This is a genomic window from Microcystis sp. M_QC_C_20170808_M9Col (assembly GCF_007095495.1).
In the GTDB taxonomy this organism is placed as follows: domain Bacteria; phylum Cyanobacteriota; class Cyanobacteriia; order Cyanobacteriales; family Microcystaceae; genus Microcystis; species Microcystis aeruginosa.
This window is the reverse complement of record NZ_SFBZ01000113.1, coordinates 18,266-28,111: the sequence shown is the minus strand read 5'-3', so window position 1 is coordinate 28,111 and position 9,846 is coordinate 18,266. Positions and strand designations below refer to the sequence as shown.

General features: G+C 44.1%; 13 protein-coding genes and 1 pseudogene. 7 read left to right on the top strand and 7 right to left on the bottom strand.

What is annotated here, in order from left to right:
- The 4 genes and pseudogenes from EWV68_RS07135 to EWV68_RS07120 all read left to right on the top strand — a co-directional run.
- Positions 1-252 (top strand): annotated as a pseudogene (locus EWV68_RS07135) (photosystem II D2 protein (photosystem q(a) protein)); the annotation flags it as partial.
- Between the two features lie 146 nt (positions 253-398).
- A complete protein-coding gene (locus tag EWV68_RS07130) occupies positions 399-926 on the top strand; it encodes a DUF3011 domain-containing protein (RefSeq protein ID WP_061432925.1) in 528 nt (175 codons plus the stop codon).
- Positions 927-1,206: 280 nt separating this feature from the next.
- On the top strand, positions 1,207-1,434 hold the full coding sequence (locus EWV68_RS07125) for a hypothetical protein (RefSeq protein ID WP_002773466.1): 228 nt from the start codon (positions 1,207-1,209) through the stop codon (positions 1,432-1,434).
- Complete coding sequence (locus EWV68_RS07120; RefSeq protein WP_036396089.1) at positions 1,391-1,693, top strand: type II toxin-antitoxin system RelE family toxin; 303 nt, start codon at positions 1,391-1,393, stop codon at positions 1,691-1,693. Before EWV68_RS07125 ends, EWV68_RS07120 begins: the two co-directional genes overlap by 44 nt.
- Positions 1,694-2,034: 341 nt before the next feature.
- Here the strand turns inward: EWV68_RS07120 and psaK are convergent, their stop codons facing one another.
- Entirely contained in the window at positions 2,035-2,301 is a 267-nt protein-coding gene (gene psaK / locus EWV68_RS07115; RefSeq protein ID WP_002756861.1) for a photosystem I reaction center subunit PsaK, read from the bottom strand.
- Positions 2,302-2,421: 120 nt separating this feature from the next.
- Between psaK and EWV68_RS07110 the strand changes: the two genes are divergently transcribed.
- The gene (locus EWV68_RS07110) at positions 2,422-3,132 is read left to right on the top strand and encodes a phosphoribosylanthranilate isomerase (RefSeq protein ID WP_287169325.1); all 711 of its coding nucleotides are present in this window, start codon (positions 2,422-2,424) and stop codon (positions 3,130-3,132) included.
- 181 nt (positions 3,133-3,313) lie between these two features.
- Here the strand turns inward: EWV68_RS07110 and folE are convergent, their stop codons facing one another.
- From folE to EWV68_RS07095, 3 genes are all read right to left on the bottom strand, one after another.
- A complete protein-coding gene (gene folE / locus EWV68_RS07105) occupies positions 3,314-4,012 on the bottom strand; it encodes a GTP cyclohydrolase I FolE (protein WP_002738197.1) in 699 nt (232 codons plus the stop codon).
- A 49-nt stretch (positions 4,013-4,061) separates the two neighbouring features.
- Positions 4,062-4,790: an SDR family oxidoreductase gene (locus EWV68_RS07100; protein WP_061432930.1), complete on the bottom strand. Its 729-nt coding sequence runs from the start codon at positions 4,788-4,790 to the stop codon at positions 4,062-4,064.
- Between the two features lie 345 nt (positions 4,791-5,135).
- Complete coding sequence (locus EWV68_RS07095) at positions 5,136-6,041, bottom strand: hypothetical protein (protein ID WP_061432931.1); 906 nt, start codon at positions 6,039-6,041, stop codon at positions 5,136-5,138.
- Between the two features lie 44 nt (positions 6,042-6,085).
- On the opposite strand from EWV68_RS07095, the gene EWV68_RS07090 reads away from it, so the two are divergent.
- On the top strand, positions 6,086-6,493 hold the full coding sequence (locus EWV68_RS07090; protein ID WP_061432932.1) for a hypothetical protein: 408 nt from the start codon (positions 6,086-6,088) through the stop codon (positions 6,491-6,493).
- 159 nt (positions 6,494-6,652) lie between these two features.
- Complete coding sequence (locus tag EWV68_RS07085) at positions 6,653-7,012, top strand: hypothetical protein (protein ID WP_287169323.1); 360 nt, start codon at positions 6,653-6,655, stop codon at positions 7,010-7,012.
- Here EWV68_RS07085 and nblS read toward each other — a convergent pair.
- From nblS to EWV68_RS07070, 3 genes are all read right to left on the bottom strand, one after another.
- On the bottom strand, positions 6,993-8,990 hold the full coding sequence (gene nblS / locus EWV68_RS07080) for a two-component system sensor histidine kinase NblS (RefSeq protein WP_287169322.1): 1,998 nt from the start codon (positions 8,988-8,990) through the stop codon (positions 6,993-6,995). The genes EWV68_RS07085 and nblS overlap by 20 nt on opposite strands.
- 114 nt (positions 8,991-9,104) lie before the next feature.
- Positions 9,105-9,452 carry a DUF4359 domain-containing protein gene (locus tag EWV68_RS07075; RefSeq protein ID WP_002798262.1) on the bottom strand — a complete coding sequence of 116 codons (348 nt, stop codon included), beginning with the start codon at positions 9,450-9,452 and terminating at the stop codon, positions 9,105-9,107.
- 75 nt (positions 9,453-9,527) lie between these two features.
- Positions 9,528-9,707 carry a hypothetical protein gene (locus EWV68_RS07070; RefSeq protein WP_061432935.1) on the bottom strand — a complete coding sequence of 60 codons (180 nt, stop codon included), beginning with the start codon at positions 9,705-9,707 and terminating at the stop codon, positions 9,528-9,530.
- Positions 9,708-9,846 lie beyond the last annotated feature (139 nt).

The window sequence follows — 9,846 nt, the reverse complement described above, 5'->3', positions numbered from 1 at the left end:
TTCATGCTCTTTGTCCCCGTGACTGGTTTATGGATGAGTGCTGTGGGTGTGGTTGGATTAGCGCTTAACCTCCGGGCCTATGACTTCGTTTCTCAGGAATTGAGAGCGGCGGAAGACCCAGAATTTGAAACCTTCTACACTAAAAATATTCTGCTTAACGAAGGTCTGAGAGCTTGGATGGCTCCCCAAGACCAACCCCACGAAAACTTTATCTTCCCTGAAGAAGTATTACCTCGCGGTAACGCTCTCTAAAGATGGCAAGAAAATTTACCGAATAGGGGGAAGGGTGAAGTTAAATCACCCTTCTTTTTTGTTGATTAAGGCACCTCAAGCAACTACTACTCATTTTCTGGATACCCCTGTAAGATAAACTAGAGAATTTCTGGGAGATAAAGACAATGTTTCGCCAAATTTTATTATCTAGTCTCGGTTTATTGCTAATTTGTCCCCTAGGGAGCGAGCCAGCAGCGGCCAGAACCATGAGAATTAATTGTGAAAGTCAAAGCGGTCGCACTACTCGCTGTCCCGTGAACGCTAGATGGGCTCAAGTAAGATTAACCCGCACTCGCTCCGCTGCTCCCTGTGAGGGTAATTGGGATTTCCAAAACGGCAATATTGTGGTCAGAAATGGTTGTCGGGGCGAGTTTGAGGTACGCACCGACGACCATCACGGTAATTCTGGTGGCGGTTGGGAAGGTAATGCTTACGAAGAATTTCGCCTCCCCAATATCGGTCGTTTTGTCGTTGATCGCCGCAGTTATTATGATAGTGGCAGAATTAGAGAATTTGATGCGATCGTTAATGGCAGTCGCGAGCGTTGGTGGGCCAATTGTCGTGGTGGCGAACTCGGCAGCGGTAGTCGTCGTATCCGCTCATCCCGGGAAATCGATCGAGTAGTGGACTTTGTTTGTGAGGATCGGGGTTAAATATAGAAACCAAAACCCTATCTAAAACCTTTTGAAGTTACTTATTTATATAGCCAGATAGCTAAAATGAGTAACTTTTACTGAAGATAGATTTTAAGAACGTTATCAGGTAAGCTAAGATGCACTTTAACCGCCTATCCTTAGATTACCTGAATTTCTCCCAATCTCTTGACTTGCCTCGAATAGTGGCTTGAGAAAATTAAAATCCTTAAGATAGCTGCTGTAAGAAACCCGTTTTCTTGATCTGCTGCTACAATTCAAGTAGATTGGAGGAAAATATATGGAGCCGGCAAACACCTTAGATGCTCTAATGCTCAAAACCATCATCAAGGAAAGCGTCCGCGAAGTTATGCGGGAAGAGTGGTTTAAATTCTTCGAGATGCTGATTCCCTATGTTGATGATATAGAACAAGCTGACATAGAAGCAAACTTTAATCCTGTTGATTACAAAGACGACGGCTTCGTTGATATTACAGACTGGTTTAATCGTGAAGATCAGGATCAGTAGATCAGCCAATAAATTTTTGGAGAAACTAGATGCCAATAGCCGAAAATCTGTTTTGACTAAAATTAGTATTCTCAAAACCTGCCTTGAAACTCAAAACGTTTATCCCCCTGAAGAACTTGATATCAAAAAACTCAAAGGTGAGTTGAAAGGATTCTCCAGAATTCGTGTTGGCAAAATGCGAGTTATTTTTGAAATCGGCAAGGAGACAGACGAAATCTTTATTTATGAGATTAACTTTAGAGGCAATATTGACGATTAATTAAGCGATTGGCAACGTTCGCATTTACCAATTATTTTCGATACTTCTTTCCGCAGCTATCTAACTTTCATGAGTTAATTTAGCAAATACTGCTTCTTCTTCGTCAGCAAAGTCTCCAACTTCGACTGGGGCAACTGCTTTCTTAATTTTCTCGCCAGCAGCCAGAATAATCACCCGCTCTGGACGATTACTAGACTTCTGGCATAATTAACTTTTGAGAGTTCAAAAATGGGAAAAATAGGGATGAAGTTGCCTAAAATCTCTTTATGCTTAGTTCTCCTGACTACTGACTACTGGCTCCTTACTCCTCTCTCTGAGGTTTACTGGTCACTGATTACTGATTAGAGAATACCCGCATTAGAAAGACCGAGAACCAGTCCCGCACCGAGAATATGGCCAAAACTCATGGTAGCCAATAATTCCGGCAGACCGAAGCTTTTTTTCGAGGCTAACTGCGGCAAGGGTAAAGCAGGGCCTGCTCCGGTATTTTGGATAGCAAAATAACCGATAACGAACGCTACTAGGTTAGCTAAGGTCATGGTAATGCCGACGGATAAATTCCAGGGAATGGTTTGAGCAGTGGCTAAAAGTAAGGCGGAAGGGATCATTTGCGCTCCAGTCTTGATAAGATTTTGTTAACCACAGGGCATTATAAAAAGCTCTTGACCCGAAACTGCTTTTTGTTTGAATACTTAACAGTTTTTGTAACGTTTTGTGAATAAGATTAAATGCGAATTAAAATTTGCGGCATTACCCAACCGGACCAAGGACGAGCGATCGCTACTTGCGGAGCTACGGCTTTAGGTTTTATCCTCGTACCTAGTTCGCCTCGTTACGTCAAAATCGAGCAAATTAACGCTATTACCGCCGCAGTACCCGACAAAATTGATTTTATCGGGGTTTTTGCCGACGAGCAACCGGAAATTATTCAGCAAATAATTGTTAAAACCCCCTTGACAAGTGTGCAGTTACATGGTACAGAATCTCCCGAATATTGCCAAAGGTTGCGGCAATTATTACCCGACCGGGAAATTATCAAAGCTTTGCGGATCAAAGACAGAGAAAGTTGGGAAAAGTCGGCAATTTACTTCAATAGCGTCGATACTTTACTGTTAGATGCCTACCATCCCCAATTGCTCGGCGGTACGGGACATACCTTAGACTGGCAAGCCTTAGCCAGTTTTTCGCCCCCCTTGCCCTGGTTTCTGGCCGGAGGACTCAACCCCGATAATATTAGTGAAGCTTTAACTCGGCTGCACCCCCAGGGTATTGATGTCTCTAGCGGCGTTGAGCGATCGCCTGGTGATAAAGACCTCAAAAAAGTCGCCCTCTTGCTAGAGCGACTGCAAAAATTCAGGGATCAAGGCAAGAGGCAACAGGCAAGAGGCAAAAGACAGAATCTGACAATTCTCCTACCTAAAAAGAAGGTTAGAAACTAAGCACATCAAAGCTTTTAGCTTAACCAATTAGGTCTTAGATTCGGTCGAGTTAGAAGGTTTTGGGTTTTAGGGTTTTAGGGTTTTAGGGTGTTGGGGTGTTGGGGTTTTAGTTGAAATTTCCCCATTTCCCCATTTCCCCATTTCCCCATTCCCCCATTTCCCCATTTCCCCATTTGCCTGACTAGAAGAAATTAGGTTTATGACGGATCAGGTTAAGATACTCCTCGCGGGTTTTCTGCTCGTCTTGGAAGACTCCTAACATGGCGCTGGTGACAGTCCAGGATCCCGGTTTCTGCACCCCGCGCATTACCATGCACATATGAGTTGCTTCCATGACGACGGCAACCCCTTGGGGGTCGAGAATTTCTTGAATCGCTTCGGCAATCTGACGGGTGAGGCGCTCTTGGACCTGTAAACGACGGGAATACATTTCCACAATGCGGGCCAATTTACTTAATCCGACCACCTTTTGGTTAGGAATATAGGCAACGTGGGCCCGCCCCATGAAGGGTAACATATGATGTTCACAGAGACTAAAAAAGTCAATATCGCGCACTAATACCATCTCATTATGACCTTCATCGAAGATCGCACCATTAACGAGGGTTTCTAGGGATTGTTGATAGCCTTGGGTGAGAAACTGCATCGCTTCGGCCACCCGTTTGGGGGTTTTTAATAAACCTTCTCTTTCGGGATCTTCCCCCACCGAGATCAGGATATTTCTGACCGCATCCATCATCTGTTCTTTGTTTTCGTCGGAAGTTGGATGAATTTGAGCGGTTTTGCCATTGTGGGTGTTGCGATCGGGGCGAGTGGTCACGCGTGCTTGAATAGCGTCGGTTAAATTACCGTTTAAACCGTTAGAAGAAGCTATGGTCATAATGAAGAGGCCTGTAGGCGAATTGATTGATAAATAGAAGTATTTCGGGTTATAATGCCCCCGCACTGGGCATAATGGTCATCGTTTCCACTACGGCCTGTTTGGGCAGTAACACCGCTTGCAGAATGGCCTGAGCGATGATATCCGGGGTTAACATGGCCGAGCGATCGAAATCTGCTTTGACGCTATCGCTGTCCCAGATGGGAGTATTGACAGCCCCGGGGATGATAATCGTGATTCGAATGGCGTTAGCCCGCTCCTCGATCGCTAAAATGCGAGAAAATGCCACTAATCCCGCTTTGCTGACACTATAGGCCCCCCAATCAGGGAAGAAATTATCGGCGGCGATCGAGGAAACGTTAACGATCGTGCCTCCCCCCTGTTGACGCATGGCAGGTAAAATTCCTTGCACACACTGATAAACACTGGTTAAATTGAGATCGATCACCCGCTGCCAGTCTGACAAAGGTGTGTCAGCTAAGGGATTTGTGTAACCCATGCCAGCATTATTGATCAGGATATCGATCGGTCCGGATTCTTGGGCGATTTTAGCGATACTAGGAGCTACTTCCGGGATATCTGCCAAATCTAAGGGGTAAGCTTGGGCTGATACGCCTAAATCTGCCGCCATTCCCGCCACGGTTGCCAATCTTTGCTGATCGCGACCGATTAAAACCAGATTAATTCCCGCCTTGGCGAAAGCGAGGGCGGTTTCTTTGCCGATGCCGCTGCTGGCTCCGGTGATCAGCGCTCGCTGTTGACGAATAACAGAGTTCATGGTATAATCTGAAGTCTCTTAATTCTTGGTAGTTAGGGCAAAATTTTGGCGGTCAGGGGAACCCTAGAAAGGTTTAAGGGAGTTGGGTTGGATCGGAGCAATTTTTCTCGCACCAAAAAGGCCGCGTCCACCTGGGACGGGGGGAGGCATTGACTATCGGGTAGGTTCAAGATTAAGAATCGTTACAAAATTTTACCTAGCCAATTATAGCACTGTTAAGTCAGGGATCACTAATTTTTGTGTATATTCAGATAGATATCTAACCAGGGAGAGAAAAAAGCGGCCTGGTGGGCGAGAATTCTTGCGGCTGTCTTGGTCGAAAACTCTCTTCCCCTGCGCTCACAACTACTCACCAGAGGAGATGGCAGCGGTGGGTTGAGTGCGATTGACAATCACCACTCGATCGCCGACAACGGGACTTCTAGCGAGGAGAATTCCCTCGTTATCCTTCATTTCCAAGCGGCGAAAATCGAGACTTTGGCAACGTTGAAAAACCGAATTAGCCAATTTATCCTGTTGTGATGCCTCGAGGCTATACCAATTATCGCCCAAAATAACTACTAGACGACTAGCCAAAAAGTCCGCTTCTACGCTAGAAATAATCCCGGCGGGATAACGAGTAGTTAAATCGGTAATTTCCGCTTGAATGGCTGCGACTAAACTTTGTTCGGGAGTTAATCGCGGTTTTGCTTTGGTAATCGGGACGGGAATCGGTGCCTCTGGTGCGATTAATTCTGGGGGAGTTTCGATAATTTCCCCGGCTGCCGGGGAAGGACTAGAGACAACTTCAGGCATATTTTCGGCAATTTCCGCCGGATTTTTCGGTAAACTGACCACAGCTACTAATAGGATAGTGACTAAACTTCCTGTTAACAAGCCGGTAATTAACCAATCGGGAATTTTTTCGCTAATTCCCCCCGGTAAAAGTCGGCGAATTTTGCTCAAAATCGTCGTCCACCACCCTTCCACCTGCTCGAAATCAGGTAAAATATCGTCGATTCCCTCCGCTGCTTCGATGGGAGAATCTGGGGTTAAACTTTGCTCAACTTCTGCGAATTCATCTGGTTTTAAAGCAGCGGCTAACTGTTGCGTTGAGTTAAGAAGATTATCAACAGTAACTTTTGGGGGTAACACTGTCCCCGTTCCCGTGTTAAGTTGGGAAACGATCGAATTTAACTGCTCGATCGCCTCTTGTAGTCGGATCACTGTTTCTGCTTGGCTGAAATTCTCTCGCTCATTTGGTTGAGTCATAATCTTTGTTAACCCGCTGCCATTCTTTTTCAAAATATCATTCTATGCGCCGTTTTCTCGGTTTTTTAACCAGTATTTTCCTTGTCTTCCTGACTGCTTGTGGTAGTGTCACTCCCCCGCAAGAATTTGCCCCCGACGGAGAAATCGTCGCCAAAGCCCTTTTATTACAATTTCGTCACACATCCGATCGCCTTAGTCAATCTTTACAGATCGATGATCCGCAGGTAAAAATTGCTAAAATTAATGTCACCAGTCTGGAACCGCTTTATGTGGGCAATTTACCCGCTTATCACTTGCAGGGAGATTACGATCTAACTCTGCGATTGCCCCATCAAAAAGATACCAAACAACACAACAATTTTGATCTTTATTTACAAAGACAGATCGAGGGGAAAACTTGGCGTTTACTGGAAGAAGTTGCCTCCCAATGGCGCAGCTATTTAGTGAAATAAGCGGAAAAAGCCAGGAGGTTTTGCTAAGTAGCTGGTTATAATTAAATTGAAGATAGATTTTGGGTTCGATCCCCCCTGCCCCCCTTGATAAGGGGGGTGCCGATAGGCGGGGGGATCTACCTTAGCAACGACAATCCTCAAAGGTAAAATTTAGCGATTATGATTACCTGTCCTCGTTGTCAGCACAAGGTCGATAGTCAAGCCTTACAATGTCCCTACTGTTCTAATATTTTAAAGGCCTATGGTCATCCCGGCATGACCCTGCATCAAGCTGTCACCGGCGAGTTTTTATGTGAAACCTGTCTTTATCATGGCGATGATAGCTGTAATTTTCCCCAACGTCCCTACGCTACCAGTTGCACTTTATACAAAAATAGTCAAATAATAGCCGAAAAAATTCCTCCTCTCCCTCTGCCTAGGGTTTTAAAAAATTGGTGTCTCAGAAATAAGGGATTATTGCTATTATTAACCCTGATTTTGGGCAGTATTGCCCTAGCTTTTATAAACTCACGTCGTTAATTTTCTTGCTGGCGATCAAGCCTTGATATAAATCAAGATCGAACCAGAAAGTTGTGCCAATTCCCACTTCACTAATCAAATTAATTTGACTATAGTGCTTTTCAATAATATTTTTGACGATCGATAATCCTAATCCCGTCCCTTCTAGAGTATGAACGCGATTTTCTACCCGATAGAATCGATCAAATATGGCACTTTGATCCTCGGCATCGATGCCAATACCAGTATCGGATACTTCCACGCGAATTTTGGGAGTTTCTTGGGGATTATCTCTGCTTATTTTATAGGCACGAATCACCACTTTACCGCCAGCAGGAGTAAATTTTAGGGAGTTACCGACTAGATTAGTTAATACCTGTAAAAGTAGATCATAATGACCTAAAATTGGTAGTAAATTGGCTTCAATTTCCGAGCTTAATTCTAGTCCTTTATCCCTAGCATTGAGTTGATAAGTCCTTAGGGTTTGTTCGATTAATTGTCCGATATCGATCGCATCTAAGTTATAGTTACGGGAGGATTCTAACCGAGAAAGATCGAGAACATCATTAACCAAACGAGTTAAGCGATCGGTTTCATGATTAGCGGTTTCTAAAAACTCTCTTTTTTCTGTATCGCTGAGATCCTCACCAAATTCTGTCAGGGTTTCAATAAAAGATTTGATGTTAAATAAAGGGGTTCTTAACTCATGGGAAACATTGCTGATAAATTGACTTTTTGCCTCATTTAATTCTGTTTCTCTGGTGATATCCTGTAGCGTCATGGCAATTCCCCGGACATTCTCCCGATACTGATCGAATACCTGGGTTAACAAAAGGCGAATTGTCCGGGTTTTCGGGTTAGTTAAAGATAATCTAAATTCTGCTGGGGAATAGTTATTATTTTCCTGATCAATAACAGCATTTTTAGGATGATGATTTTGATTAGCCGATTCTTCTGGCTGGAGGGTTTCTCCTGCCGCAATTTGATAGAGAGGTTTAGTTAGTCTAACCGTTAACTCCGAAGGAAAAAGATGTAGAACATTTTGACCGATAATTTCCCGATCTTCCCAGCCAAATATTTCCCGAGCTGCGGGATTAATTAACAATAATTGAAAATTAGTATCTAAGAGAATCGCCCCATCAGCAATAGTGGACATTAACGTATCTAATTTGGCTTTTTCGGCGGTCATTTCTTCGATATTTTGTTCCTCATATCGTTCTAACTTTTCCGCCATTTCATTAAAACTGAGAATTAATTCCCCTAACTCTCCTCCCAAGGGTAAATCAACGCGCTGCTTAAAATTTCCCGCTGCAATATTTTTTACCCCGACTAATAACTCCTTGATCGGTTTGGTGATAGTCAAAGCATTAAAAACTGCCCCGAGAATCACCATAGCCCAAATCGAGACAAAAACGGCAATAGTAACATCACGGGTTAGATTAGAAGAAGCCACCACAATAGCGTTAGGATTGATTCCGATCGCTAACACTCCCAAATATTTGCCCTCATGATTTAAGGGAACAAAGACATCGGTTACTTCACCGTCGGGGGTTTTGTGCTGACGGATGAGGGGAGTTTCCCCATTCTCGCCATAATTTTCCGGTAATTGAATGCGACGCTCAATCGTCAGGGAGTTCTTAACTTCGGCGGTAGAATAGGGAATGCCGAAAAATATTTGACCCTCCTCGTTAGCGTAGATCAAATAACGCACACTGGAGGTACTACTATAAAAACGGGCTGAAAAACGGGCTAAATCGGTTAAATTGTCCTCAGCAATCAGAGGGGAGACATTAGCGGCTAATAACAGCCCTAAATCCCGGCCAAAACGGGTATCATTGAGACGGACATCCTGCTGGATCGTGTGAACCGCCCAAAAGGTTAAACCACTCATCAACAAAGAAACGGCTAAAGTAGCCGCGGCCATTAATTTAGTTTGGAGAGTGAATTCGGACCACCAACGGGCGATCGCTTCTCGGAGAATGAGCAGAAAATTAAACACGGTTAGGCAGGATTAATCGGTGTTCTTGAGGAGTCTATCGCTCAAATCGCGGGTTAACACGATCATCTTAACTCATTATTAAGCTGGTAGCGGTTAAGCTGGCAGTAATCTCACCTAAGTCTCCGAGAAAGTCAAGAAATGCCCAAAAGCGCCAAGAGTTCTAATTTTAGCTACCCCCGGTACCTCTGTGGTGTAAATGCTGAACACACCTAAATTTTGCCGTTGACTAGAGGTTTCGATCGCTGGTTTTAAGATTTGATTTTTGATCACATTTCTGGCTGCCACTGGCAAAGAATCGATCGAGCCACAGAGACTGATTTTCTCGCAAGCGATTTTGTCGGCATGAGCGAGGAGTTTTTCCGAGGCGTATTCGCTGTAAAGTTCTTGGGGTGGATTGGTAAATCCCATAATCCCCGCTACCACCCCCAAGGCGATCGCTCCCTTGAAGAAATTACCCCCCATAGCTACTTAGCTCCTTGATTTTGTCTTCTCCACTCTATTTTGACAAGACATTTGCGATCTGGCTAGGGAGCGGTGTTAAATTCTTAAACCAATACCGGGTGCATAGCACTCTAGTACATTTCCTGTGAGACTGCAGCTAATTAACAGATAATCACAGTGAGAACAGGCGGTGCTAACGAGATGGTGTTCTAAAATATGCTGTCTTTCGGCAAAATTTCCACAATTAGGACAGCGTACTTGTTGCAGGGTGATCATAGCAAACCTCATTAATTAGTTATCTTCTGTATATCAAGCTAGTTTTTCTTGATCCCAATCGGTTTAAGTCTATTTTTTCCTTGATCCCCATTATGAACTCGATCATCTGAGCTTGCTAGTAATTTTTACTAAACTTTGC

Bases quoted from the DNA above. Each gene is read 5' to 3' on its own strand.
- EWV68_RS07070 (WP_061432935.1), bottom strand. From the start codon at position 9,707: ATGATCACCCTGCAACAAGTACGCTGTCCTAATTGTGGAAATTTTGCC.
- folE (WP_002738197.1), bottom strand. From the start codon at position 4,012: ATGACCATAGCTTCTTCTAACGGTTTAAACGGTAATTTAACCGACGCT.
- EWV68_RS07085 (WP_287169323.1), top strand. From the start codon at position 6,653: ATGATTACCTGTCCTCGTTGTCAGCACAAGGTCGATAGTCAAGCCTTA.
- EWV68_RS07090 (WP_061432932.1), top strand. From the start codon at position 6,086: ATGCGCCGTTTTCTCGGTTTTTTAACCAGTATTTTCCTTGTCTTCCTG.
- EWV68_RS07075 (WP_002798262.1), bottom strand. From the start codon at position 9,452: ATGGGGGGTAATTTCTTCAAGGGAGCGATCGCCTTGGGGGTGGTAGCG.
- EWV68_RS07095 (WP_061432931.1), bottom strand. From the start codon at position 6,041: ATGACTCAACCAAATGAGCGAGAGAATTTCAGCCAAGCAGAAACAGTG.
- EWV68_RS07130 (WP_061432925.1), top strand. From the start codon at position 399: ATGTTTCGCCAAATTTTATTATCTAGTCTCGGTTTATTGCTAATTTGT.
- EWV68_RS07125 (WP_002773466.1), top strand. From the start codon at position 1,207: ATGGAGCCGGCAAACACCTTAGATGCTCTAATGCTCAAAACCATCATC.
- EWV68_RS07110 (WP_287169325.1), top strand. From the start codon at position 2,422: ATGCGAATTAAAATTTGCGGCATTACCCAACCGGACCAAGGACGAGCG.
- psaK (WP_002756861.1), bottom strand. From the start codon at position 2,301: ATGATCCCTTCCGCCTTACTTTTAGCCACTGCTCAAACCATTCCCTGG.
- EWV68_RS07100 (WP_061432930.1), bottom strand. From the start codon at position 4,790: ATGAACTCTGTTATTCGTCAACAGCGAGCGCTGATCACCGGAGCCAGC.